General features: G+C 65.5%; 22 protein-coding genes. 4 read left to right on the top strand and 18 right to left on the bottom strand.

Annotation, left to right across the window (positions count from 1 at the left end):
- Positions 1-2: 2 nt before the first annotated feature.
- From DWQ67_RS11315 to coaD, 8 genes are all read right to left on the bottom strand, one after another.
- Entirely contained in the window at positions 3-1286 is a 1284-nt protein-coding gene (locus DWQ67_RS11315) for a hypothetical protein (RefSeq protein ID WP_147433687.1), read from the bottom strand.
- Positions 1283-1900, bottom strand: coding sequence for a glycosyltransferase family 2 protein (locus DWQ67_RS11310; protein ID WP_121485728.1), 618 nt, complete (start codon positions 1898-1900; stop codon positions 1283-1285). The genes DWQ67_RS11315 and DWQ67_RS11310 overlap by 4 nt, the downstream gene beginning before the upstream one ends.
- 1 nt (position 1901) lies before the next feature.
- A complete protein-coding gene (rfbA, locus tag DWQ67_RS11305; RefSeq protein ID WP_121485727.1) occupies positions 1902-2774 on the bottom strand; it encodes a glucose-1-phosphate thymidylyltransferase RfbA in 873 nt (290 codons plus the stop codon).
- Positions 2775-2843: 69 nt separating this feature from the next.
- On the bottom strand, positions 2844-5459 hold the full coding sequence (locus DWQ67_RS11300; RefSeq protein ID WP_121485726.1) for a glycosyltransferase: 2616 nt from the start codon (positions 5457-5459) through the stop codon (positions 2844-2846).
- 170 nt (positions 5460-5629) lie between these two features.
- On the bottom strand, positions 5630-6409 hold the full coding sequence (locus DWQ67_RS11295) for an ABC transporter ATP-binding protein (RefSeq protein WP_121485725.1): 780 nt from the start codon (positions 6407-6409) through the stop codon (positions 5630-5632).
- Positions 6393-7241, bottom strand: coding sequence for an ABC transporter permease (locus DWQ67_RS11290; protein ID WP_121485724.1), 849 nt, complete (start codon positions 7239-7241; stop codon positions 6393-6395). Before DWQ67_RS11290 ends, DWQ67_RS11295 begins: the two co-directional genes overlap by 17 nt.
- 97 nt (positions 7242-7338) lie before the next feature.
- Positions 7339-8400, bottom strand: a complete 1062-nt coding sequence (locus DWQ67_RS11285) for an LCP family protein (protein ID WP_121485723.1) — start codon at positions 8398-8400, stop codon at positions 7339-7341.
- Between the two features lie 86 nt (positions 8401-8486).
- Complete coding sequence (gene coaD, locus DWQ67_RS11280; protein WP_121485722.1) at positions 8487-8948, bottom strand: pantetheine-phosphate adenylyltransferase; 462 nt, start codon at positions 8946-8948, stop codon at positions 8487-8489.
- 76 nt (positions 8949-9024) lie between these two features.
- Between coaD and DWQ67_RS11275 the strand changes: the two genes are divergently transcribed.
- Complete coding sequence (locus DWQ67_RS11275) at positions 9025-10269, top strand: aminotransferase class I/II-fold pyridoxal phosphate-dependent enzyme (protein ID WP_121485721.1); 1245 nt, start codon at positions 9025-9027, stop codon at positions 10267-10269.
- Entirely contained in the window at positions 10266-11066 is an 801-nt protein-coding gene (locus DWQ67_RS11270) for a spermidine synthase (RefSeq protein ID WP_121485720.1), read from the top strand. The genes DWQ67_RS11275 and DWQ67_RS11270 overlap by 4 nt, the downstream gene beginning before the upstream one ends.
- Here the strand turns inward: DWQ67_RS11270 and rsmD are convergent.
- From rsmD to DWQ67_RS11255, 3 genes are read right to left on the bottom strand one after another with little or no spacing between them, the layout of a single operon-like run.
- Positions 11063-11647 carry a 16S rRNA (guanine(966)-N(2))-methyltransferase RsmD gene (gene rsmD, locus DWQ67_RS11265; protein ID WP_121485719.1) on the bottom strand — a complete coding sequence of 195 codons (585 nt, stop codon included), beginning with the start codon at positions 11645-11647 and terminating at the stop codon, positions 11063-11065. The genes DWQ67_RS11270 and rsmD overlap by 4 nt on opposite strands.
- A 1-nt stretch (position 11648) precedes the next feature.
- Entirely contained in the window at positions 11649-13919 is a 2271-nt protein-coding gene (locus tag DWQ67_RS11260) for an ATP-dependent DNA helicase RecG (RefSeq protein ID WP_121485718.1), read from the bottom strand.
- Positions 13912-14880, bottom strand: coding sequence for a DAK2 domain-containing protein (locus tag DWQ67_RS11255; protein WP_121485717.1), 969 nt, complete (start codon positions 14878-14880; stop codon positions 13912-13914). Before DWQ67_RS11255 ends, DWQ67_RS11260 begins: the two co-directional genes overlap by 8 nt.
- Positions 14881-14986: 106 nt before the next feature.
- On the opposite strand from DWQ67_RS11255, the gene DWQ67_RS11250 reads away from it, so the two are divergent.
- A complete protein-coding gene (locus DWQ67_RS11250) occupies positions 14987-15514 on the top strand; it encodes a DUF3515 family protein (RefSeq protein ID WP_158595446.1) in 528 nt (175 codons plus the stop codon).
- A gap of 52 nt (positions 15515-15566) precedes the next feature.
- Here the strand turns inward: DWQ67_RS11250 and DWQ67_RS11245 are convergent, their stop codons facing one another.
- The 6 genes from DWQ67_RS11245 to leuC form a co-directional block, all read right to left on the bottom strand.
- Positions 15567-16691: a D-alanine--D-alanine ligase family protein gene (locus tag DWQ67_RS11245; protein WP_121485715.1), complete on the bottom strand. Its 1125-nt coding sequence runs from the start codon at positions 16689-16691 to the stop codon at positions 15567-15569.
- A complete protein-coding gene (locus tag DWQ67_RS11240) occupies positions 16691-17713 on the bottom strand; it encodes an NAD(P)H-dependent glycerol-3-phosphate dehydrogenase (protein ID WP_121485714.1) in 1023 nt (340 codons plus the stop codon). Before DWQ67_RS11240 ends, DWQ67_RS11245 begins: the two co-directional genes overlap by 1 nt.
- A complete protein-coding gene (locus DWQ67_RS11235; RefSeq protein WP_121485713.1) occupies positions 17710-18501 on the bottom strand; it encodes a lysophospholipid acyltransferase family protein in 792 nt (263 codons plus the stop codon). The genes DWQ67_RS11240 and DWQ67_RS11235 overlap by 4 nt, the downstream gene beginning before the upstream one ends.
- Positions 18501-19829, bottom strand: a complete 1329-nt coding sequence (gene murA / locus DWQ67_RS11230) for a UDP-N-acetylglucosamine 1-carboxyvinyltransferase (protein WP_121485847.1) — start codon at positions 19827-19829, stop codon at positions 18501-18503. Before murA ends, DWQ67_RS11235 begins: the two co-directional genes overlap by 1 nt.
- A gap of 118 nt (positions 19830-19947) precedes the next feature.
- Positions 19948-20547, bottom strand: a complete 600-nt coding sequence (leuD, locus tag DWQ67_RS11225; protein ID WP_121485712.1) for a 3-isopropylmalate dehydratase small subunit — start codon at positions 20545-20547, stop codon at positions 19948-19950.
- Between the two features lie 32 nt (positions 20548-20579).
- A complete protein-coding gene (gene leuC, locus DWQ67_RS11220) occupies positions 20580-22028 on the bottom strand; it encodes a 3-isopropylmalate dehydratase large subunit (protein WP_121485711.1) in 1449 nt (482 codons plus the stop codon).
- Positions 22029-22140: 112 nt separating this feature from the next.
- On the opposite strand from leuC, the gene DWQ67_RS11215 reads away from it, so the two are divergent.
- Positions 22141-22851, top strand: a complete 711-nt coding sequence (locus DWQ67_RS11215) for an IclR family transcriptional regulator (RefSeq protein ID WP_121485710.1) — start codon at positions 22141-22143, stop codon at positions 22849-22851.
- 7 nt (positions 22852-22858) lie between these two features.
- Here the strand turns inward: DWQ67_RS11215 and thiL are convergent, their stop codons facing one another.
- Complete coding sequence (gene thiL / locus DWQ67_RS11210; RefSeq protein ID WP_158595445.1) at positions 22859-23929, bottom strand: thiamine-phosphate kinase; 1071 nt, start codon at positions 23927-23929, stop codon at positions 22859-22861.
- Positions 23930-24106: the final 177 nt, after the last annotated feature.

The raw sequence follows: 24106 nt of genomic DNA, 5'->3' as shown, positions 1-24106 counted from the left end.
TTTCACTGGTTGCCTCGCAGCTTGCCCGCAGCACGTCGTGCAAGGCCGGCAAGGGTGCGTGAACTTTGTAACGCGTTCTGGGACTTCTGAAGCCAACGCTGGCCGGGTCGCTGCGGCAGCGTAGCCGGGTAGTCATCGACCTCCGTGCCCCACAGCACCGCACTACGCGCGCCGAGCAACGTCACCCGCCCATCGGCCAATGGCTGATCTACATTGTGAATCACCAACACAGCGTCGCGTCCGTCGGCTTCCACGGTGGCTGGCGCCGACCAGCTTGGTGTCGCGAAGGCCCCTCGCAACGGGACTTCACCCACGAAGCGAGTGTTGGGCAGGGCCACGCGGCGGGTTCCCTCCTGGCTGTACACGCTCTCTGCGCGCGCTCCCCCGGTACCCACGACGGTACGCACCTTTTCACACAGGTCGATGGCCAACGCCCCAGTCTTGGTGCGGTAGGCCACAAACGGCCGACCATGCACTACCGCCGCGGTGGCCTTGCCTCCCACAATCCTCAGCCGGGGGGCACCGCCGAACCCGAGACCGTTGATCCTCACAAAGGTGTCCCAAACATCGCCGTCAAGTGGTGCTCCGTAGGCGGCGACCGCCGGATCAACGGTCGCTACCCCCTCAAACACAATGTGCCCCTGACCTTCAGCGGTGGGAACCCACACAGCGTTGCCCTGCCCCGGCACGCTCCAATCGACGTCCGTGGATCGCGCGCGGATCACCACCTCTGACCACAGGGTTCCTAAATCACGACTCACATCCCGCACGTCGTCATCAACAGCTTGTTCCAAGTCCGGGCCGAGCACCCTGCGCACCGTCTCGCCCTCACGCACAAAGACCATTTCCTGATCATCTTGCATGAGGCGCACCTCGTAGCGTATATCCAGCCGGCCACTCGAGTCCCACGATAGATGTGAGACGTCAGCCTTCAGCGACGCTTGCGCATCCAACCGCGCCAAAGCCAGCAACTCAGCGGGTCGCTGGCGTCGCAGCAAGACTGAGCGAAGCCGGTCCGTCGGGGTCAACAAGGAATCGACCTCAACAGGGAAATAATGCAGGAGTCCCGAGAATGTTCGCATTAAAGTAGCGCGATAATCCTCGGAATAGTCCTTGAACTGGGGACCGAGCCGTTCAAGGATACGGCTCCGATACCAACGTTCCAGTAGAACCAGGCGTTTCGCTTCATTTTCTATGGTCAGAATTGGTTGGAGCGAATCCTCGAAAGAGCGCCAGTATACGTCGTAGTCATACCCGCCTTTGTGTGAATTGTTATCATAAATCATCCACTTGTAGACGGGGCCTGCGCAAAGATAGCCACGCGGTCTGTGCGCGCCCAGACTTCTGCGTTGAAGGAAAAGTCCTCCAAACGAATCCGACCTTCGGGGAAGACGATCCCGTGTCGCTTGAGGAAGGCAGTTCGGTACAGCTTGTGGGGCGTGATGCACCGAACATCCTGTGCTCGCCATGTCTCCAGGCTCGAAAGTTGTTCGCGCCAGGAGTCCCACCCTGGCGTTCGCCATCCATGCACCGTCTCCTTCGGGTGCACCACATCGGCTTCAACGGAGTCGCCAAAGTCGATTGCTGCCCGGAGCCCATCAGGGAAAAAGTAGTCATCGTGATCCGCGAAGAAAACCCAATCCGCATCAGTCTGAGACAGAGCAACGTTGCGGGGCCTTCCCGGCCATCCGCTATTCGGTATGGATTCGACTCGATAGTTTGGACGCGACTTGGCGATGGCGTTCAGCCGCGCCAGGGTCCCATCCGTCGATCCGTCGTCAACGAAGTACACTTCAAAGTCGCGTTGCGGCAAGGTTTGGGCGTCAAGGGAGGCAATAAGCATGTCGAGTTCCGCCGGGGAATTATAGGCGGCAACGATCACACTGACTCGGGGGTTCATTTCAGACTCGATCCTGCTCGAGGAGGTTGAGAAGATAGGTGCCGTAGCCGCTCTTGACGAGGGGCTCCGCTCGAGAAGCCAGCTCTTCGTCGCTCAGCCAGCCTTGGCGCCAGGCGATCTCCTCTGGACACCCGACGGACAAGCCCTGACGTGCCTGAAGCGTGCGAATGAAGTTGGACGCATCATTGAGGGAGTCAAATGTCCCCGTGTCCAGCCAGGCCGTGCCTCGCGGCATCTCTTCCACTGTCAAGGCTCCCCGATCCAGGTAGCGCTGATTGAGATCTGTGATCTCAAGCTCTCCGCGATCCGACGGCTTGAGCAAGGCTGCCTCGCCAACGACGGAGCAGTCGTAAAAATAGAGCCCCGGCACGGCGAAGTGTGAACGCGGCTGTTGAGGCTTTTCTTGCAGTGAAGTAGCTATGCCGTCTGCATCGAAATCAACCACCCCATATGCCCGGGGGTCGGCAACCCAGTACCCGAAAATGACCGCCCCGTCTGGATTCGAGTGTCGTTGCAATCTGCCACCCATTCCGGGCCCATAAAACAGGTTGTCACCCAAGATCAAGGCCACCGGCTCGTTGCCGATAAAATCCTTGCCGATGGTAAAGGCCTGCGCCAAGCCATCAGGGCTATCTTGAGTGGCGTACTCCAGGGAAATACCGAATCGAGAACCATCACCCAAGAGCGACCAGAAACGCTGGCGTTCCTCAGGCGTGGTGATGACCAGCACCTCATTGATGCCAGCCAACATCAGGGTGGACAACGGGTAATAGATCATCGGCTTGTCGTAAACCGGCATCAGCTGCTTGCTGACGGCGATCGTCAACGGGTGCAGCCGCGAGCCCGTTCCTCCGGCCAGGATGATTCCACGCATGAGAGACGTCCTTTCTTCAAGCAGATCAGACAGAATGCACTGGGCGGATGCGCTTGATTCCCAACAGTCTCACCAGGAGCCTACGCCCCGCTCCCCGGCCGGTCGCGAGCGTGTGCTGATGGCCGAGTAAAACTGTGCCATGGCGTTCGTGTTGTAGGCGTCCGGGTCAAAGGGATGAGCCACCATCTGGCGACGCACCGCCTGCAACATGCCCTCCGCGAGGGCGTCCACGTCGCGCTCAACGACGATCCCGCTGCCCTCGGGCACTGCACTGGATACAGACCCGAAAGCGGTCGAAATCACCGGGAGCCCCAGAGTTCGTGCTTCGAGAATCACCATGGGTTGGCCTTCATAGTCGCTCGAGAGCACAAAGTAATCCGACTGCCCCATGAGGAGAAACGGGTTGTCCTGGGGACCTGCAAGGTTGACGGCGCCTTGAAGCCCAAGCTCCTCAACGAGTCCCAGCAGGTGCTTCTTCAGCGGCCCCCCACCCAGGATGAGTAGACGAGCGGTGCTCACCTCGTCACGGACGGACGCGAACGCCCTGATGAGACGTTCGTGATTCTTCTCAGGAGAGAGCCTCCCTACAGAAACAAAGACGGGCCGCTCGGCTGAGACGCCCAGGTCGAATTTTTGCAGGCGGCTCGTGCGGCTGACCGCTTGGGCCAGCGCCGCAGTTCCATAGGCTGCTGCCAACTCCTCAATCGCGGAGCTCAGGGGGGCACCGGCCGCGATGTCTACCCGCGCGCCTTCTATCAGCGGCGCCTCGACGGTGCCGGCCATGTCGATAATTCGCTCAGCATCGATAGTGTTGACTGCCGCAACGAACCGGTCGCGGGGAGCAAACTCCGCGAGGTTTTCACGGTTCAACTCCGCCAGCGCGGAGGAAACGGACACCAAGGAATCAAAGTCCCGGTACAGGGTGAACATGGACTCCAGGTTCGCCTTATGGGCCTGCTGCCCATCCACGGTACGCCGCGAGTCCGCCAGCAAGTCGTTGTGCAGCCACACTGACTTGCGATCTGCCCGGCTGCCAAGAATGATGCGAGACCAGAAGGGGCTGTAGCCGCTGAAATCGATGGCGTGATCGAAGGATGCGTCACCAAAACACCGCCGGGATTCCTGAGCCCAAAGTTCGTCTAGCTCGTGCCGAAGAGGACCGTGTGGCGGCAGGCCCTCGGCGTTCTGCCGCTGGTAGCGGGTGCGTTCACGCAACGTCGCCGTGACCGTGCCTTGGCGGGAGAAAAGGCGCACCCTTGGATCAATGAGCCGCTCGTTCTTGCGCTTGTCATTGGCTCGGCTGTGCGAGTAGAGCACTGAAACATCGAATCGGTCGTGATCTATGTTCCTGAGCAGATTGAGGGCAGAGGACGTGATCCCGTTGGAACTCATTCCACCCAAGTACATCAAGATGGATTCACGCCCGTCGGCGAAGTCCTGACGCACCCCCTCGGCATCTGTCCTGCCGCGAAAGACCACATCTACGAATCGTTCAGAGGCTCGGCCATCCTCTCGTGGCGTGAACCGCTGGGCGGCCTCGTCACGAACCTGCGACCAGCGCACAGCCTCAGCGTGCCCTGCGGTTTCCATGAGGCGCAGGTCACGGGCCAGATCTTCCAGGCTCGTAGACACCGGCCCAGGGAGTTCCTCAGGGGTGTCGTAGATGCCGCGCGAAGATTCGTACTGGTCCAGATCGGGAAGGTAGAACGCAAGGGGGCGTCCCGTGGCCAGGTAGTCCACGTAGATGCTCGAGTAGTCCGTGACGAGCAGGTCCGCCAGGCCCAGGCCGACGTTCGTCGGGACGGAATGCGGCATCAGCCGGCCCCGCGCGGCTGGCAGCGACGAAGCGTGAGCGGCCAACGTCTGGTGGACTTTGAGCACCACCTGAAAGTGCTCTGCACCCAGCAACTCTTCGAGTTGCTGGGCCTGTTGCAGCAGCCGCTCGCCATCCTGCGAAGGGGAATAGAAGGAACTCCCCTTCCACGTTGGTGCAAACACCACAAGTTTGCGGTCTCCGAGCACGATGCCCGCCTCAGCAAGGCGTCCCGTGGCTGCCTCTACCTCTTCAGGGTTGAGTCGTTGGCGATCTGTACGCGGGTAGCCGGTCTCAAGCAGGGAGCCCTTGAAGATGTTCGCCATCTTGTAAGCGCGCAGATACATGTCGGTCATACGCTCATTGGCGGCGACCAAGTAGTCGGCAGCGACGAAGTTGCGCACGATGTTCCGTGCGTCCGGACCGCCGTCCTCGACGTCATAGCCCATCTTTTTCAGAGGAGTCCCGTGCCAAAGATTGGCGTATATCTGGCCAGTTCGTTTGACGAACTCCCACGGGAAGGTGGCGTTGTTGATGACAAATTTACTGGTCCCCAGGGCCGTCCAATAACGAGTGGAGCGGTACTCCACGATTTCCACATTGCCACGGCTTTTCAGGTGCTCAACGACAGTCTCGTAGTCCGGGGTGGTCTTCTTGAGCACCCAAATGTGCTTGAGATGGTCGAAGTCAGGAGAAGACGTCAGCTCGTGAAAGACCGCTTCCGGGTTGCACAGCGCACCATTACCCGAGAAGGATTCGTACATGACAGCGTCACCACGCAACGGTGCTTTGAGCGCTCGTGCATACACCTCACGCCGAGTCAGCTCCCCGCTTTTGCTCCGCGCCTTGGTGATGAGTGCCTTAACTCCCATAATGCTGCTGTCTACCTTTCGAGCGTGGCCGGCTCAGGATTACCCTGTAACAGCCGTGTGATGTCTTACCCCCATGGATGGGGGTCGAGCGGCAGCCCCTGCGGTCGGCGTATGTCCAGATGACGCCACCGCGCGCACTCCTTCTGAACCGGAGCGTGGGCCGAACCTGCCTACTTGCGCGAGTCCTCGTACGCCTTCACAACCTCATCTGTGGGGCCGTCCATCATCTGCACGCCCTTCTCAATCCAGATGGTGCGGTTGCAGGTGTCGCGGATGGACTTCATGGAGTGGGAGACCAAGAACACCGTGCCGGCGTTCTCGCGGATCTCGCGGATGCGGGCCTCGGAGCGCTTGCGGAAGCGGGCATCACCCACCGCCAGCGCCTCGTCCACGATCAGGATGTCGTGCTGCTTGGAGGCGGCGATGGCGAACTTCAGGCGCGCGGACATGCCAGAGGAATAGGTCTTCATCGGGAAGTCGATGTAGTCCTCCAGCTCGGCAAATTCGATGATCTTGGGCCGCAGCTCCTCGATCTCCTCCCGGGTGAACCCCAACGCCAGGCTGCCAAGCGTGATGTTGGTATTGCCAGAGAGCGCAGGGATCAGCGCGGCGCCCACGCCCAGCAGGTTGGGCCGGCTGGACGCGAAGACGGCGCCCTCCGCCGGCGGCGTCAGACCAGTGATGGCGCGCAGCAGCGTGGACTTTCCGGAGCCGTTGGAGCCGATGATCCCGATGGACTCGTTCTCGTAGGCCACGAAGGTGATGCCCTTGAGAGCGTGCACCTCCCGCAGCCCGCGCATACCGCGCTTGAGCAGGCCTCCCATGCCGGCGGCGCCCACGGCCTTGCCGGAGGAGAAGACCTTGTACTTCACGTGCAGGTCCTGCACCACCACCACGGGCTGACGCCCGTCCTTGTCGGTCTGGAACACGGGCTCAGATGTCTCGGCCATAACGCTCCTCAGCCTGCCAGAAGAAGATGACGCCCGCGACAAACACCACAACGGCGAAGCAGGAGAGGTACACCCAGTGCATGGGGTTGTACGGGTGACCCACCAGGATCATGGCCCGTGCCAGCTCCAGCACCTGATAGACGGGGTGGAAGTCAAAGAGCTTCACCACCCACGGGTGCGCCGCAAAGATCGTGTTCACGTTGAAAAGCACGCCAGAGGTGTAAAACAGCACGCGCGTGATCAACGGGAGCAGCTGCGTCAGGTCCGCCAGGTGCACGGTCAGGCGCGCGCAGATCAGGGCCACCCCGGTATTGAAGAGCGTGTAGAGGAAGAGCAACGGGATGATCATGAGCCAGGACCACTGCGGCGCCCCGCCCAACAGCAGCACATAGATGAACATGACGATCATCATGGGAGCCAGCGTGAGCAGCTGCTGGATGATCGTGGAGAAGGGCAGGGTGAGCCGCGGGAAGCTCAGCGACTGCACCAGGGAGCGGTTGCTCGTGATGGACTTGGCGCCCTCTGACATGGCGCTGGAGAAGAACTCAAAGAGGAAGACGCCAATGACCACAAACGCCGGGTACTGCGGCCCCTGCTTGCCGCCCTGCAGGATCCCGAAGATGGCTCCGTACATGAGCGCGTTCAGTGTGGGTTTAACGATCTCCCACACCACGCCCAGGCGGTTGGCTTGATTCCGGGCCTGGATGCGGGACTTGGCCAGGGTGTAGGCAAAGTCTCGTCGACCCCAGGTTTGCTGCAGATAGGTCCAGAGCCCTGGGCGGGCACCGACCCTCTGCAGCCCGTGCTGCTCGGCGTACTCAGCGGCGTTCATGAACGCGAATATTCCTTCGTCAGAGGTGGGCCGGCAAGGGCCTGTCCGGTGGAGAGTCTAGCTTCCGGCCAGGCCGGAACCGCGGACGTTCGCCGCGTCAGTCGCCCTTAAATTCTGAGGGGAGGCTCTTGTAGAGGGTCTCCATGCTGTCCCCTCGCATGGCCTTACCCAGCTTCCGGTCCCACTCGGGGCTGTTGAGCACAACAGACTGCGCGCCCACCTGGCCGGTTCCGGCGTTGGGCAGGGTGAAGCTGTGGATGTCGCTGGCACGCAGGCTCGTCATCTGCATGCCAAGGCCAATGAGCACCTGCTCATCCCCCAGCTCGTTGTCCATGGTCACGAACGGCATGACCTGCTTGGCAACGTCCGCAATCTTGTTCGGGTTGCCCATCACCTCGGAGCTCATCAGCTTCTTGAAGACCTGCTTGATGAACTGCTGCTGGTTCTTGACCCGCTGGTAATCCCCCGTGAGGAACGCGTGGCGCTCGCGCACCCAGCGCAGGGCACGCTGGCCCTCAATCTGCTCCTTGCCCTTCTTGAAGCAGTACTCCTTACCGCTGTCGGTGCACCAGTCAATGGGGTTGTCCACCGTCACGCCGCCAATGGCCTTGGTCAGGCCCTTAAAGCTGTTGAAATCCAGTGCCGCCACGTTATCGATGTGCACATCCATCATGGACTCGATGGTCTTGCGCAGCAGGGGCACGCCACCGAATTGCATGGCCGAATTGATCTTGGCCCTGCCGTGGCCATCGGGGATCTGCACGTAGGTATCGCGCATGATGGACATCACATAGATTCCCTTGCGATTCTGCGGGATATGCACCAGCATCATCGAGTCGGAGCGCTGAGTTGTGCCCGTGGCAGTCAGGTCAAGCTCGGTGCCGTCCTCGCTCTTATCCGCTCCCAAGAGCAGAATGTTGCGGCTGCCATCCCCGGGATCCTTGAAGGGCTGCCCCTCATAGGTCGGCAGGATGTCCGTCTTCTCCACCAAGGTTGCTGAGGCAAAAGCCTGCTGCAATTTAGAGGCGTAGGCCCCACCAACACCCACCACCGTCACCACAAGCACCAAGGCGGAGAGCAGAATGACCCGCACCACCTTGCGCGGTCTACGGTGGAATCGACGCGGAACGTAACCGCTCGTTTGGGCGTCGTCAGCCATGAATGCTCCTTGGGCAGGGAAGATCGCGAGGGATCGCGACTCCCTAGACTACCGAAGTCCTGCTGGTGAAGCCCTGTGAGGCGGCCTCAGAGACGCTGCAGCACCGGCTTGGGAACAAACTCGCTGATGTCCCCGCCCAGGGCAGAAATCTCTTTAATCAGGCTCGATGAGACGTGCTGATAGCGACCATCTCCGTGAAAGAAGACGGTCTCCACACCAGAAAGATGACGATTCATGGTGGCCATGGGAGCCTCAAACTCGTAGTCAGAGGAGCCCCGCAGGCCCTTGACGATCGCGTTGGCTCCGATCCGGCGGCAGTACTCTGCCAGCAGGCCGGCGCCCATGGGCTCCACGGAGATGCCGCTGAAGCCGGAGAGGGACTCCGACACCATGTCGATGCGTTCCTCTTCGGAAAAGCGGTACTTCTTGGCTGGGTTCGTGGAGACGGACACCACCACCTCATCGAAGAGGCTTGCGGCCCGCATGATGATTTCCAGGTGGCCCTTGTGAACGGGGTCAAACGATCCGGGGCAGACAACTCGACGCATATCAGCCACCCTAACGGCGTTTGGCCCCGCATGGTGGCGGTAGCGTAAAAGAAGCCCACCGGAAGGACCCACTCCCATGAGTTCCCACATCAATGCGCAGGCCGCGCCGTGGCTGCGTGCCGCCCAGGGCGCGCGCCTGATTGGCGCCGACGGACACGCCGCACCCACCATCTTTGAGGAGATGACGGCCGCGGCGCAGCGCACCGGCGCCGTGAACCTGGGGCAGGGATTTCCGGACACTGACGGCCCAGAGGAACTGCGCCAGATCGCCGCGAACGGCGTGCTCGGCAGCCTCAACCAATACGCCCCAGGCGCCGGTCACCCGCTGCTGCGCGCCGCCATCTCCCAGCACCAACGCGAGTGGTACGGCCTGGAGGTCCAGCCGGAGCGTGAGGTGGTGGTGACCAGCGGGGCCACCGAGGCCATCGCCGCCACACTCCTGGCCTTCTGCACGCCAGGCAGCAACGTGGTGGTGTTGGAACCCTTCTACGATTCCTACGGCGCCATCGCCTCCCTCGCCGGAGCGGAGCTGCACCCCGTGCCGCTCCTCGCGCCCGGTTTTCAGCCGGACCTGGCAGGCCTTGAGGCGGCCGTGGACGAGCGCACCGCCGTGATCATCGTGAACGACCCGCACAACCCCACCGGCACACGCTTTGATGACGCCACGCGAGCCAAGCTGGTGGAGTTGGCCGCGCGTCACGACGCGGTCCTCCTGGCGGACGAGGTCTACGAACATCTGGTCTTTGACGGCCAGCACCGCCCCCTCGCGACGCTGCCCGGAGCCTGGGAGCGCACCATCACCGTCTCCTCCGCCGGCAAGACGTTCTCCCTCACCGGCTGGAAGATCGGCTGGGCAACCGGGCCTGAGTCGCTGATCGCGGCGCTGCGCACGGTCAAGCAGTTCCTCAGCTACTCCTCCGGCCCAGCCTTTCAACCGGCGGTGGCGCACGGCCTTGGCCTGCCACGCGAGTTCTTCGCGGAGCGCGCGGCGGACCTGGCTCGGCGCAGCCACATCCTGGCGGATGGCCTGCGTGCGGCCGGCGCCACGGTCCACCTTCCGCAGGGCGGCTACTTCGTGATCGCCGACCTGGCGCCGCTTGGCATCCGCGACGCCACGGCGGCCGCCAGGGCTCTGCCTCAGGAGGTGGGCGTGGTGGGCATTCCCGTGGGCGTCTTCTGCGTCCCCGAACACGAGCCCGCGTTCCGGTCCCTGCTGCGTTTTGCCCACTGCAAACAGGACGCGGTCATCTCCGAGGCCACGGCGCGCCTGCGCACGGGCCTCCCCCGCCTGGCCGCCGTCTTGGAAGCCGGTCCGGCATGAGCGAGCCACACGCACCGGCGCTGAAGAGCACCTGGCTTGATGCCTCCGGCGTTCAGGCCCGCTGGGAGCGGGACCCGTTGCACGACGGCGCGTGGGTGCTTTTCGTGGGCGGCGCTGAGCAATCCACGCTGGTACCGGGGCACCCCCAGACGGTGATCTACGAGTACCTGGCCAGGGTGGCTAAGGTGACCGAGGTGGTGCTGAGCGCCCTCCCGGAGCACAGGCGCGCCGGTGTGTTGCACCTGGGTGGCGGCGCGCTCACCCTGCCGCGCTTCGTCGAGTCGCTGCGGCCTGGAACGCGCCAGGTCGTGGTGGACCTGGACAGCGAGCTGATGCCCTTTGTCCTGGAGGCCTTCCCCTTGGCGGCACCGGAGCACACGGAGCTCATCATCGACGACGTGCTGCGCGTCCTGCCCCGCGTCGGCGAACCGGGCGGCTTTGACCTGTGCGTGCTTGACATTGCGATGGATCAGCATTCGCCGGATGCCTTCTTTAGCGTTGATTACGCTAGGGAATTGCTGGCCACGGTGACCCCTCAGGGCACCGTGATCGTCAATGTGGGCGATGACCCTGGACTGCCCGCCACCCGGCGACTGGTTGGCTCCTTCCAGGCGGCCGGAGCCTCGGTGTGGGTCACCGGGCCAAGCGACATGCTCGGCGGCGAGGGGGAAGGGAACCTGCTACTCCTTGCCTCGCACACGCCTTGGGGTGCCGCTCAGCGCGAGGAGGTCCGGGCCGCGGGCCCACACCCCGCGGGGCTGAGCGCCGGAATGGACCTGCGCGGCCTGGGGTTTTAGGACTCGTCCGCTTCGGGTGCCCGCGTCTCCGCGAACCACAGCGTGGTCTCGCCGTACTTGCGCTCCTTGAGCACATTCCACCCGTCCGGGAAGGTGGGGCGCGGGGAGCGGCTGGAGCGTTCCAAGACCACCACAGCGTCGTCGGACAGCTGCGGAGCCAGCGCCGCGAGCACCTGCGCCAGCTCCTCCTCTCCCACCGGATACGGCGGGTCAAGAAAGGCCAGGGTAATGAGCTCCTCCGTGTATCCGACCAGGTAGGAGGACACGGAGGAACGCACCGCGCGAGCCCGGTCCGCACGCACCGCGGAGTTCACGAGCGCCGCATTGGCGCGCAACGCTGGCATGGCGGCCTGCGCAGAGTCCACCAGCCGGGCCGAGCGCGCTCCGCGGCTCACGGATTCCACTCCCAGGGCACCGGAGCCGGCAAACAGGTCCACGACCACTGCGTCTGCGAGCACGTCCCAGCTTTCCAGCCGGGAAAAGAGCGCTTCCTTGACGCGGTCAGTGGTGGGCCGGGTGGCGTCCGTTGGCACGGAGGTGAGCGGGTGTCCGCCGGCGGCACCGGCAATGATCCGGGACATGTCAGCCCCTTTCCAGGTAGGCGGCTTCGGAGGTATCTAGGCGGGCCTCTACTGCGGCCGCGAGGTGTGGGTGGCGCTCGCGCCAGCCCGGGACCACCACTTCGGCGGCATCCTCCCGGGCCTGCGCGATCACCTTGGCATCGCGCATCACCCGCAAAATCTTGAGCGTGGATCTGCCACCGGACTGGCTGGCGCCCAGGATGTCACCCTCGCGGCGCGTCTCCAGGTCCTTCTCCGCCAGCTCAAAGCCGTCGCTCGTGGCCGCCACGGCCTCCAGGCGCTCCACGGCCGGGTGCTCGTGCTCCAGGGTGGTCACCAACAGGCAGGTTCCGGGGAAGCCGCCGCGCCCAATGCGCCCGCGGAGCTGATGCAGCTGCGAGATGCCAAAGGACTCGGCATCGATGATCGCCATGACGGTGGCGTTGGCCACGTCCACCCCGACCTCCACCACCGTGGTGGCCAGGAGCAGCTGGGTGCGCCCGGACTCAAAATCCGCCATGGCGGCCGCCTTCTGCTCCGCGGCCAGCTTGCCGTGCAGCGTACCGATGCGCACGCCCTGCAGCGCGGGGTGGGCGCGCAGCACCTGCTCCATGGTCTCTAGCGCGGTGCGCTGCAACGGCGCCGCATCAGCCTGATCGGCGCCCCGCGCCCGCGTCGCGTCCTCCTCGGCCGGATCCTCGGTAATGCGCGGGACCACCACATAGGCCTGGTGGCCCGCGTCAATCTGCTCACGCATCAGGCTGAAGAGCCGTTCCCGCCAGGCGGGCAACTGCACGGGCACCACAAAGGTCCGCACCGGAGCACGGTTGGCAGGCAGGCCCTTCAGGATGGACGTCTCCACATCCCCAAAGACCGTCATGGCCACTGTGCGCGGGATGGGCGTGGCCGTCATCACCAAGGTGTGAGGCGTCTGGCCGTCCCCCTCGCCTCCCCCGCGCAGCTTGTCACGCTGCTCCACCCCAAAGCGGTGCTGCTCATCCACCACCACCAACCCCAGCTCCGCGAACTGCACCTGGTCCCCGAGCAGGGCGTGGGTGCCCACCACAATGCCGGCCCGACCGGAGGCGGCGTTCAAGAGCACCTCACGCCGGCGGGCCGCGGGCAGGGACCCGGTCAGCAGCTCCACCGTGGTAGCGCGCTCCGCGCCGCCCAACTGCCCGGCCAGGGCCAGCTCCCCCAACATGCGCCGCAGCGTGGCCGCGTGCTGTGAGGCCAGCACCTCCGTGGGCGCCAGCATGGCCGCCTGCCCACCAGAATCAATCACCTGCAACATGGCGCGCAACGCCACCAGGGTCTTACCGGAACCCACCTCCCCCTGCACCAGGCGGTTCATGGGGTGGGGACGCGCAAGGTCCCGGGCCAGCTCGGCGCCGACCTCCACCTGCCCCTGCGTCAGCGTGAACGGCAGGGCCGCATCAAACGCGGCCAGTAGGCCGTCCGCACTTCCCGGGCGTGGCACAGCGGAGCGCCCTGCGTTCTCCAACCGGCGCTCCGCGAGCACCGTCTGCAGCAGCAGCGCCTCCTCAAAGGCAAAACGCCGCCGGGCGGCATAGGCCTCGGGGATCTGGCGGGGCCTATGCACCGACTCCAGCGCGCTGACCAAGCCGGGCAAGCGGCGTCGGGCCCTGACATCCCCGGGAACCGGGTCCGGGAAGCCGCCCTCACTGACGCCGTCCAGCACCGTCGCCATGGTGCGGCGCAGGCGCAGCTGCGAGAGCTTGCCGCTGCTGGGGTACACAGGGAAGGGGCGGGCCTCCGCCTCGTCATCTTGGCCAAGCAGTGTGTACTCGGGGTGGCTCAGCTGCGTCTGACCCCGGTAGTCCTCCACCTGCCCAGAAAAGACGGCGCGAGCCCCCGGAAGCAATTCCTTGGCAGCCTGAAAGCCATTAAAGAAGGTCATGCGCAGGCGCCCGGCTGACTCGGGATCCTGGTCCTCCACCTCAACCTCCAACAGGAAGCCGCGGCGGTTGTGCATGCGGCGCTGAGAGGCATGCGTCACGGTGGCGACCACCGTGGCGTCCTCCCCCAAAGCCAGCGCCGTGATGGGCGTGATCTCTCCCACGTCCACATAACGCCTGGGCAGGTGCATCAGCAGCTCGCCCGCCGTGGTGTAACCAAAGGCCTGCTGGATCACCTTGGCGCTCGCAGCGCCGATGACCCGCACCAGATCAGTCTCCGGGCGCAGGGCGCTGGGGTCCTTGACCGCCGCCTGGGTCTGCCGGGCCGCCTGGGATTTCTGGGCCGGGTCGGGTGCCGAGCTCGGATCAGTCATCGGGATGCGTGCACAGGCTAGTAATGGAGACGTCCTCAGGGGTGCCCACCCGCGCCACCTCTTGCAAGGCCAGCTCGGCGTCCTGAACGTGCACATGGACCCGCCAGCGGAAGGACTCACCCACCGGTGATACCGGGGACATCAGCACCGAGTCCCCCACCGAATCCAGGGCCGCCCGCAGCAGTGCGGCGTCCAGCGGCGCGGCGGTGACGGAGCACATCACCTCCACCCCGGTATTGCTCTCCACGGCATCCAGCACGGGAAGATCGTCAATGCCGTAGCCGTCCAGCGGCTCATACGGGGCGTCGGAGAACGTGCGGGCGTTGACCGCACAGGAGAGCGCGTCCAACACGATGTGCAGGCCAACGGCCCCGGCATCCACCACACGCGCCTGGGTGAGCCGGTCCAACTGGGCCTCCGTAGCGCGCACCGCCTCATAGGAGGCGTCCAAAGCGGCGTCTATCACCTTGCCAAGCAGGGCGCGCCCCTGTTCCTCAGGCGCCGCGGTGTCCACCGCGTCTCGGGCGGCCGTGGAGGCCGCCTCCACGACGGAGAGCATGGTCCCGGGCACCGGCTCGGAGAGGGCGGACCAAGCGCGCACACGCCCGGCATCCAGCGCCCGCGCCAGGGACTCCCCCGTGAGGTTGCGCACGTCCTGAAGGGACTCGCCCATGCCTGCCAGGACCACGGCCAGGAGCGTCCCGGAGTTACCGTGGGCCCCCTCAAGACCGGCGCGGCCCGCCACGCTGAGCAGCGCTCCCAAGTCCTTGGCCTCCGGGCGGGCCTCCACCTCATCCAGGGCGGCCCGGGCCGTGCGGTAGAGATTGCTGCCCGTGTCCCCGTCTGCAACCGGGAAGACGTTGATGGCATTGAGGCGGTCAGAGTGATTAGCCAGCTCGCGGACAGCAATTCTGAGCCACTCCAGCACGGCGGGGTAGCCGGTGCTCAAGCGCTGCTTCATGGGACTGTCCTCGTCTGTTGCCTTAGCTGGCGGTGCCGGGCGCGCGGCTGTGTGCGGCGCCACTGGCGGTTCAAGTCTATCCACCCGCGGGCGATACCCTGGAGAGGTGAGTCCCCGCGTCTTGTCCCCCGCCGCCCCCCACACCCCGCGCCACACCCCGCGCCGCCTGCTTGGCGCGATCCTGTTTGGCGGGGTGGGCCTGAGCATGCTGGCCGGATGCTCCGCGCCGGTGAAGGTGGAACCGGCGCCCTCAGCGGCCTCCGCCGCCTGCTCCGAGGTCATGCTCTCCCTTCCGGAAGAGATTGACGGTCAGGAGAAGCGGACCACCACCAGCCAGTCCACGGCATCGTGGGGCACACCGACCAGCATTGTGCTGCGGTGCGGAACCCCGGATCCGGGCCCCACCTCGGATCCGTGCACCACGGTGGAGGAGGTCGACTGGATTGCCTCGGAGAACCAGCCCAAGGACTCCTGGACGCTGACCGCCTACGGCCGCGTCCCCGGCATCGAGGTGACGCTGGATACCTCCAAGGTCACCTCCGCCTCCGTCGCCACGGCACTCACCGAGTCCGTGCAACGGGCCCAGCCCACCAAGCGCTGCCAGGCAAAGCCCACACCGACGCCGTCTCAGTAAGGGGCGGCGTCCCGGCTGCTGGGCGAACTCCGCCGCTGGGGCTACTCAGCCCTCAGCGCAGTCCGCGCTTGCGGTGCAGGGCCAGCTGCACCAGCTCGTCGATGAGCTCCGCATACTCAATGCCGCTGGCCGCCCACATCTGGGGGTACATGCTGCTGGGGGTAAACCCAGGCATGGTGTTGATCTCGTTGATGACCCATTCCCCCTCGGGGGTCAGGAAGAAGTCAACGCGTGAGAGGCCCTCGCCGCCCAGGGAATCAAAGGCCACCACCGCCTGTTCGCGGATGGACTGGGTCTGCTCCGGGGTCAGGTCAGCCGGGCAGCTGGTCTTGGCCGCGGCGCCGTCAACGTACTTTGCGTCAAAGTCATAGAAGCCGTGGTCTCCGGGCTGGACCACGATCTCGCCGGGGAGCGAGGAGCGGGTCGGCGTGGCGCCGCGCCCCTCAAGCACACCGCACTCAATCTCGCGGCCGGAGATGCCCTGTTCCACCACGACCTTGGGGTCGTGAATCCGCGCCGCCTCCACGGCCGCGCGCAGATCGCCATCCACGTCCACGCGGGTGATGCCCACCGAGGATCCCGCACGGGACGGCTTCACAAAGAGGGGGCGCACCAGTCGCTCGCAGCGGGCCAGCGCCTCTTCCGGCGCGTTGAGCCACTGCTTGTCCGTGATGACCTCATACGGGCCAACCGTCAATCCGGCGGACTCAAAAACCACCTTCATGTAGTGCTTGTCCATGCCCATGGCGCTGGCGGCCACTCCGGAGCCCACGTAGGCAATGTCCGCCAACTCCAGCATGCCCTGGAGGGTGCCGTCCTCACCGTAGGGGCCGTGCAACAGCGGGAACACCACGTCGACGCTGCCCAGGCCCACCGCATCGCCCAACCCGCGCGAAGCAACGGCGTCGTGCGCTTGATCCGTGCCCGCGCTACCAAGGCGCACGTGCGTCCCGGAATCCAGGATCTCCGGAACCTGCCCCTGATCCAGGCGGAAGGAATCCGTGGTGCCCTCCAGCAGCGTCCAGGTGCCGGAACGTGTGATGCCCACCGGCACCACGTCATACTTGTCCCGATCAATGGCTCGCATCACCCCGGCCGCGGTCACGCAAGAGACCGCGTGCTCCGACGAACGCCCTCCAAAGAGCAGAAGGACGCGGGGGCGGGGGGCGCTGCTCATCAGTGAATCTCCTCAGACTTCAAATCTCGCTCCAACAGCATGCGGGCCATGGAGCTCACGCCCACCTTGCCCTCAATCACTGCCACGACGGCCTGCGTGATGGGCATTTCTACGCCGTGATTCGCGGCCAGATCCAACACGGCGGCGCCGGACTTAATGCCCTCTGCCACCTGGGTCATCTCCTGGGCCACCTGCTCAAGGGTCTTGCCCTCGCCGATCAGCCTGCCCGCGGTGCGGTTGCGTGAGAGCGGCGAGGAGCACGTGGCGACCAGGTCACCCAAGCCGGCCAAGCCGGCCATGGTCTCTGCGCTGCCACCCAACGCGGTGGCCAGGCGGGTGGTCTCTGCCAGGCCGCGCGTGATGATGGTGGCCTTGGTGTTGTCCCCCATGCCCATGCCATCGCAGATGCCCACGGCTAGGGCAATCACGTTCTTGACGATCCCGCCAATTTCCACACCCACGATGTCCGAGTTGGTGTACGGGCGGAAGTAGGAAGGGGTGCAGGCGCGGGCGATCCACTCCACCGTGTCCCGATCAGAGCCGGCAACGACGGAGCCGGTGGGCTCCCCGCGCGCAATCTCCTTGGCCAGGTTGGGCCCGGAAACCACTGCGAGCTGGGACTGATCCACAGGCAGCACCTGGGCAATGACCTCTGTCATGCGCAGATCCGTGCCGCGCTCCAGGCCCTTCATCAAGGAAACCAGGACGGCGCCCGGCTCCACGGCCTTGCCCCACTCGGTGAGCTGCTGACGCAGCGACTGCGCCGGCACGGCCAGGATCACCAGCTCCGCGCCGGCGAGCACCGCCGCCGGGTCCGTGGACGCGGTGATGTTGGCCGGCAATGGCAGGTCCCCAAGGTAGGTGGAGTTGGTGTGCAACTCGGAGATCTCGGTGGCCACCTCGGCACGGCGGGCCCACAGGACCACGTCTGCGGTGGGGTCGGAGTCCGCCAGGACCTTAGCGAAGGTGGTGCCCCACGATCCTGAACCCATGACGGCAATGCGCTGGGGAGAAGCCTTCATGCTGCACCGTCCGTTCCGTGGTCCTGATTCCGGTGGGAGCCGGGGTTTTGATTCTTGAGGCGCCCGGTGCTGCTCTGGCCGTGCGCCAGCGGGTTCCAGCGCTGGGCGGGCGGGGTGCCGCCACGCAGGGACTGCACCTCATCGGTGATGGCGCTCATGATGACCTCGGTGGCCTCAGAGAGCACCTTTTTGGTCAGCGGCAAGCCGTGGAACGCGGAGAGGTCAATCGGGTCTCCCACTTTCACCGTTGCCCGCTTGCGCGGGAAGGGCCGGATCATCTTGCCGTATCTGGGGAAGAATTCCTGGTCCCCCCAATGCACCACGGGGACCACCGGCGCGCCGGTTTTGAGCGCCAGGCGTGCGGCCCCGGTGTGGCCCTTCATGGGCCACAGATCCGGGTCCCGCGTCAGCGTCCCCTCCGGGTAAATGCCAATGACGCCGCCGCGCGCCAGCAACTCGGTTGCCGCCTCCAGGGACGCCCCGGCACCCGCGCCACCACGATCCACCGGAACCTGACCGGTCTGCTTCAACAGCCACCCGGCCACGGGCAGCTTCAGCAGGGACTGCTTGGCCAGGAAACGGGGGTACTTGCCGTTGGAGTAGATCGCGTGAGCCACCACAAACGGATCAATCTCCGTCATGTGGTTGGTCACGATGATGCAGCCGTCCGGAAGCTTGTCAAAGCCCTCCCACCGATGCCCAATGAAGGCATTCATCACCGGGCGGACCAGGCCGGCCAGGGCGGCAAAGATGATGCGGGTGCGCAGCGGCTCCGCGGGGCGGCGCATCAGAGTGCCGCGTCCCGCAGCTCCACGTCGGCGCCAAGCCCCTGCAGCTTGTCCAGGAAGTGCTCGTAGCCGCGGTTGATGAGCTCAATGCCGCTGGCGTTAGAGGTTCCCTCCGCCGCCAGGGCAGCGATCACGTGCGAGAAGCCGCCGCGCAGGTCCGGGATCACAAAGTCGGCACCGTGCAACGGCGCCCGGCCCGTGATGACCGCGGAGTGCAAGAAATCGCGCTGGCCAAAGCGGCAGGGATTGGAGCCAAGGCACTCGCGGTGCAGCTGGATGGTTGCACCCATGCGCACCAGGGCGTCGGTGAAGCCAAAGCGGTTCTCGTACACGGTCTCGTGCACAATCGACACGCCCTGCGCCTGCGTCAGAGCCACGACCAGCGGCTGCTGCCAATCCGTCATGAAGCCGGGGTGCACGTCCGTCTCCACGACCAGCGGGTTCAGCTCGCCGCCGGGGTGATAGAAGCGGATGCCATCACCCACCACATCAAACTCGCCGCCGAGCTTGCGGTAGGTGTTCAAAAAGGCGGACAGATCCTTCTGGTCAGCGCCCTGCACCAGGATGTCGCCACCCGTGGCCAACGCAGCGGAGGCCCAGGAGGCACCCTCGTTGCGATCCGGAAGCGCCGTGTGGTCGTATCCACGCAGCTGGGTGACGCCCTCGATGACCAGCGTGCGCTCGCTGCGCACGTTGATGATGGCGCCCATCTTCTGCAGCACGGAGATCAAGTCCATGATCTCTGGCTCCATGGCCGCGTTCTTCAGCTCCGTCACGCCGTGGGCCTTGACCGCGGTCAGCAGCACCTGTTCGGTGGCGCCCACGCTGGGGAAGGGAAGGTGAAGCTTGGCTCCGTGCAGCCCGTTGCGCGCGGAGATGGTGATGCCGTTGGGGGCCTTGTCCACCACGGCACCAAACTCGCGCAGCACGTTGAGGTGGTAGTCAATGGGGCGGTCGCCAATGCGGCAACCACCCAGGTCAGGGATGAACGCCTCGCCGATGGTGTGCATCAGCGGCCCACAGAAGAGGATCGGGATGCGGGAGTCCCCCGCGTACGCGTCAATCTCCTTGGAGGAGGCGGACTTGGCCGCGGCCGGGTTCAGCGTGAGGTCTCCGGTGACGGAATCCTTGTCCACGGTGACGCCGTGAATGTTCAGGAGACCCGTGACTACGTCCACGTCCTTGATCTCCGGGACATTGCGCAGCACCGACGGTGAGTCACCCAACAGGGCGGCAACCATCGCCTTGGGGACCAGGTTCTTGGCACCGCGAACAGCCACGGTTCCCTTGAGGGGCTGCCCCCCGTTGATCGTCAGGACCTTGTTCAACACGCTTCTGGCACCTCGCCGTCGTCGAGCGCCCCGTGGGTTTCCAGGGGCTGGATCATCATACCCAGCCAGCCGAGCTGACGCCCTTTGGGGCGCTCTGGCGGCGCGCCGGGCCAGCTCAGGAGCGAGCCGGTAGTGTCCGAGGTTTATAACCGGGGCGGCGGTTCTCGTATTCCGTGATATCCGCCTCCTTGCGCAGGGTCAGGTCAATATCATCCAGCCCCTCCGACAGGCGCCAGGCGGTGTCCGGGTCAATGACAAAGGGCACGGTGAGCGAGCCGACACTGACCGTGCGGGAGGGCAAATCCACGGTGACCTCTGTGCCCGGGGAGTTCTCCAGCTCCTTCCAGATCAGCTCAACATCGCCCTGTTCCACCTCTGCTGCCAGCAGCCCCTGCTTGCCGGAGTTGCCACGGAAGATATCCGCAAAGCGGGCGGAAATCACTGCCTTGAACCCGTAATCCCGCAGAGCCCAGACGGCGTGCTCACGCGAGGAACCGGTGCCAAAGTCTGGGCCGGCCACCAGGACGGAGCCGCGGTTGTACGGCTCCTGGTTCAGGATGAACTCCGGGTTCTGGCGCCAGTTGGCAAAGAGCGCATCCTCAAATCCGGTCTTGGTGATCCGCTTCAGATACACGGCCGGGATGATCTGGTCGGTGTCCACATTGGAGGAATGCAGCGGGACGCCGATGCCGGTGTGGGAGGTGAACTTGTCCATGGTGTCTCCTTAGATTCTGACGCGACGCGGGCTCAGGCGACCGGCTGCAGGGCAGGCAGGTCTGACGGTGAGCTGAGCGTGCCGCGGATCGCGGTGGCGGCCGCCACCAGCGGGGAGACCAGGTGGGTGCGCCCACCCTTGCCCTGGCGGCCCTCAAAGTTGCGATTTGAGGTGGAGGCGCAGCGCTCCCCCGGGGCCAGCTGGTCTGGGTTCATGCCCAGGCACATGGAGCAGCCCGCAAAGCGCCACTCGGCACCAAAGTCGGTGAAGACGCGGTCCAGCCCCTCCGCCTCCGCCTCCAGCCGCACCCGCGCGGACCCCGGCACCACGATCATGCGAATCTGCGGGTCCTTCTGGCGCCCACGGATGATGTCCGCCGCCGCGCGCAGGTCCTCCATGCGGGAGTTGGTGCAGGAGCCCAAGAAGACCGTGTCCACGCGGATGTCCTTCATGGGCGTCCCGGCTTCCAGCCCCATGTACTCCAGGGCCTTGCGCGCCGTCGCCGCAGCGTTCTCATCCCCCATCTCCGCGGGGTTCGGCACGGAGTCGGAGAGCGAGACGCCCTGGCCCGGGTTGGTTCCCCAGGTCACGAAAGGTTCCAGCTCGTCGGCGTCCAGGAACACCTCCGCGTCAAAGCTGGCGCCCTCGTCTGTGGGCAGCGTCTTCCAGTACTCCACCGCGGCGTCCCAGTCCGCGCCTTGCGGCGCGTGCGGGCGGCCCTGCACAAAGTCAAAGGTCTTCTGATCCGGCGCAATCATGCCCGCGCGTGCTCCTGCCTCGATGGACATGTTGCACACGGTCATGCGCGCCTCCATGGACAGCGCACGGATGGCGGAGCCACGGAACTCCAGCACGTATCCCTGCCCGCCGCCCGTCCCGATCTTGGCGATGACGGCCAGGATGATGTCCTTGCCGCTCACACCGGTGCGCAGCGTCCCATCCACGGTGATGGCCATGGTCTTGAAGGGCTTGAGCGGCAGCGTCTGGGTGGCCATGACGTGCTCCACCTCTGAGGTGCCAATGCCAAAGGCCAGGGCACCAAAGGCGCCGTGGGTTGAGGTGTGAGAGTCTCCGCACACGATGGTCATGCCCGGCTGAGTCAGACCCAGCTGCGGGCCCACCACGTGCACAATTCCCTGTTCCTTGTCACCCAGCGAGTGCAAGCGCACGCCAAACTCGGCGCAGTTGTTGCGCAGCGTATCGATTTGCTTGGCGCTGATGGGGTCCGCGATGGGCCGATCAATCGCCAGCGTGGGGGTGTTGTGATCCTCGGTGGCGATGGTCTGCTCTGGACGGCGCAGCGGGCGCCCTGCCAGGCGCAGGCCCTCAAAGGCCTGCGGGGAGGTCACCTCGTGGAGGAGGTGCAGGTCGATGTAGAGCAGATCAGGCCGGCGATCCGAGCCCTCCCCTTCGCCGCGCGAAACCACATGGTCCGCCCAGACCTTCTCAGCCAACGTGCTTGGCCGCGACGTCGTCGCCATCTTGTTCCTCCAACCGGGTGTCCTGCTTGGTCCTTCAATGCTCACACCTTGGGCGGCGACCGTCCAATATGCGGTCTTGCATCTCGTTATATGAGATGGGAGAGTTGCCCGCATGGACGATCCCAGTGGTGTTGGAGTCATTGATAAGGCCGCTCAGGTGTTGGACGCACTGGAGGCAGGGCCCGCGTCGTTGGCGCAACTCGTGGAGACCACACACCTGGCCCGCCCCACGGTGCACCGCCTGGCCCAGGCCCTGGTTCATCACCGCCTGCTGGCCAAGGACGTGCACGGGCGCTTCATGCTTGGCCCGCGCCTGGTGGAGCTCTCCTCCGCGGCCGGCGAGGACCGCCTGGTCTCCGCCGCCGGCCCCTTGCTGCTCCACCTGCGAGACCTCACGGGAGAGAGCACCCAGGTCTTCCGCCGCCAGGGCGAGCACCGCGTGTGCGTGGCCTCCGCCGAGCGCCCGGTGGGCCTGCGGGACACCATCCCCGTGGGCACGCAGCTCTCCATGCGCGCGGGCTCCGCCGCGCAGGTGTTGCTGGCCTGGGAGGATCACGGCCGGTTGGTGGACGGCCTGGAGGGGGCTCGCTTCACGGCGACGGTCCTGGCCGGTGTTCGACGCCGCGGGTGGGCTCAGTCGCTCGGCGAACGCGAGCCTGGGGTCGCCTCTGTCTCCGCGCCGGTGCGCGGGCCTTCCGGACGTGTCATCGCGGCGCTGTCCATGTCTGGGCCGATTGAGCGCCTCAGCCGCCATCCAGGCAAGATGCACGCGGAAGCCATCTGCCGGGTGGCCGCGCAGCTCACCTCCGCCCTGCGCAACTAGGCCAGCCCTACGAGAAGTGATCAAAGCCGCGCGCCGCGTCGAGGCTGCGCTCCCCCAGCCACACACCCTGCCCGTCGGTCACCGTTCCTAGCTCGCGGAACCCATCAGGGAGCGGGCCGTGCGGCGGGCAGGTGCCCAGCAGCAGGTGGTCCTCGCCGCCCAGCAGCACGCGACGTACCGCGTCACCGGCGTGGCGCCCGGCCCAGCCGCTCAAGCGAGCGCCCTCCTCGTCGATGGCAGCAGGGTCCAGGCGCAGGGCCACTCCGGAGGCCGCGGCAATCCTCGAGGCGTCCCTGAGGAGACCATCTGAGACATCCATCAGGGAGGTCAGGACGCGGCACGCCTCCGGGCCCACGGACAGCGGGGGCAGCGGCCGGAACATGGCCTCCGCCACGCGGCGCTCCAGATCACCCCAGGTCTCCACCCGGTCTTGGGGCTCGGTGGAGTTGAGCAGGGACAGCGCCGCGTCGGCTCGTCCCAGGTGGTGCCCGGCCACCACGATGCGATCCCCCGCCTTGGCGCCGGACCTGGTGACGACTGCCTCCCCCGGGGAGCCAAGGACCGTCATGGTGGCGGTCACCTCGCCGGCCAGGCTCAGGTCCCCGCCCACGATGCCAAAGCCGTCCGCGCCAAGGACCCGCGCGGCGTCGCTCACACCCTGGGCGTAGCCCTGCACCCAGGCCAGCTCGACGTCGCGGGGCAGGGAGAGCGCCACCAGCGCGCCGACCGAGCGGCCGCCCATCGCGTTGATATCGGAGACGTTCTGGGCCGTGGACTTGAAACCGACGTCCCGCCCCGTGGTGCGGTAGCCGCAGGGCCATTCGCGCAGAAAATCCTGCCCCTCCACCAGGCTGTCCACGGTGGTGAGTACGCGCCCGCCCGGGAAGCGAAGCAGCGCCGCGTCGTCGCCCATGCCCAGCAGCACGCCGGAGCCGGCCGCGTGGGCGTGAGTCTCAGCGGCTGCGGGCGCGGCCTGCGGGTAGGACGCGAGGAGGATCTCGATGATGCGGGATTCGCTCGCCTCGGCGACGGTACCAGCGGGCGCCGGGGGCTGCTCGGGGGAATCAGGAGTGCTCACGCATCCATCGTCCCAGGCCAGCGCCGTGCCTGGAAGCCAGCGTCGTGCCTGGAAAAGAACAGGAGCCAGCGTCGTGCCTGGAAAAGAACAAGGGACCGGTTCCGAAGAACCGGTCCCTTGACCTTGGTGACCCCAACGGGATTTGAACCCGTGCTGCCGCCGTGAGAGGGCGGTGTA

It is taken from the genome of Galactobacter caseinivorans (genome assembly GCF_003640665.1).
Taxonomy (GTDB): Bacteria; Actinomycetota; Actinomycetes; order Actinomycetales; family Micrococcaceae; genus Galactobacter; species Galactobacter caseinivorans.
The sequence above is the reverse complement of the archived record's forward strand: the minus strand, read 5'-3'. Positions and strand labels throughout refer to the sequence as shown.

What these genes read in the sequence shown, in the direction of transcription:
- leuC (WP_121485711.1), bottom strand. Translation starts at nt 22,028, where the DNA reads ATGGCGACGACGTCGCGGCCAAGCACGTTGGCTGAGAAGGTCTGGGCG.
- DWQ67_RS11300 (WP_121485726.1), bottom strand. Translation starts at nt 5,459, where the DNA reads ATGGGAGTTAAGGCACTCATCACCAAGGCGCGGAGCAAAAGCGGGGAG.
- DWQ67_RS11285 (WP_121485723.1), bottom strand. Translation starts at nt 8,400, where the DNA reads ATGGCTGACGACGCCCAAACGAGCGGTTACGTTCCGCGTCGATTCCAC.
- rfbA (WP_121485727.1), bottom strand. Translation starts at nt 2,774, where the DNA reads ATGCGTGGAATCATCCTGGCCGGAGGAACGGGCTCGCGGCTGCACCCG.
- DWQ67_RS11315 (WP_147433687.1), bottom strand. Translation starts at nt 1,286, where the DNA reads ATGATTTATGATAACAATTCACACAAAGGCGGGTATGACTACGACGTA.
- DWQ67_RS11290 (WP_121485724.1), bottom strand. Translation starts at nt 7,241, where the DNA reads ATGAACGCCGCTGAGTACGCCGAGCAGCACGGGCTGCAGAGGGTCGGT.
- coaD (WP_121485722.1), bottom strand. Translation starts at nt 8,948, where the DNA reads ATGCGTCGAGTTGTCTGCCCCGGATCGTTTGACCCCGTTCACAAGGGC.
- DWQ67_RS11295 (WP_121485725.1), bottom strand. Translation starts at nt 6,409, where the DNA reads ATGGCCGAGACATCTGAGCCCGTGTTCCAGACCGACAAGGACGGGCGT.
- DWQ67_RS11275 (WP_121485721.1), top strand. Translation starts at nt 9,025, where the DNA reads ATGAGTTCCCACATCAATGCGCAGGCCGCGCCGTGGCTGCGTGCCGCC.
- DWQ67_RS11310 (WP_121485728.1), bottom strand. Translation starts at nt 1,900, where the DNA reads ATGAACCCCCGAGTCAGTGTGATCGTTGCCGCCTATAATTCCCCGGCG.
- DWQ67_RS11260 (WP_121485718.1), bottom strand. Translation starts at nt 13,919, where the DNA reads ATGACTGATCCGAGCTCGGCACCCGACCCGGCCCAGAAATCCCAGGCG.
- rsmD (WP_121485719.1), bottom strand. Translation starts at nt 11,647, where the DNA reads ATGTCCCGGATCATTGCCGGTGCCGCCGGCGGACACCCGCTCACCTCC.
- DWQ67_RS11215 (WP_121485710.1), top strand. Translation starts at nt 22,141, where the DNA reads ATGGACGATCCCAGTGGTGTTGGAGTCATTGATAAGGCCGCTCAGGTG.
- DWQ67_RS11255 (WP_121485717.1), bottom strand. Translation starts at nt 14,880, where the DNA reads ATGAAGCAGCGCTTGAGCACCGGCTACCCCGCCGTGCTGGAGTGGCTC.
- DWQ67_RS11270 (WP_121485720.1), top strand. Translation starts at nt 10,266, where the DNA reads ATGAGCGAGCCACACGCACCGGCGCTGAAGAGCACCTGGCTTGATGCC.
- DWQ67_RS11235 (WP_121485713.1), bottom strand. Translation starts at nt 18,501, where the DNA reads ATGCGCCGCCCCGCGGAGCCGCTGCGCACCCGCATCATCTTTGCCGCC.
- DWQ67_RS11240 (WP_121485714.1), bottom strand. Translation starts at nt 17,713, where the DNA reads ATGAAGGCTTCTCCCCAGCGCATTGCCGTCATGGGTTCAGGATCGTGG.
- DWQ67_RS11245 (WP_121485715.1), bottom strand. Translation starts at nt 16,691, where the DNA reads ATGAGCAGCGCCCCCCGCCCCCGCGTCCTTCTGCTCTTTGGAGGGCGT.
- leuD (WP_121485712.1), bottom strand. Translation starts at nt 20,547, where the DNA reads ATGGACAAGTTCACCTCCCACACCGGCATCGGCGTCCCGCTGCATTCC.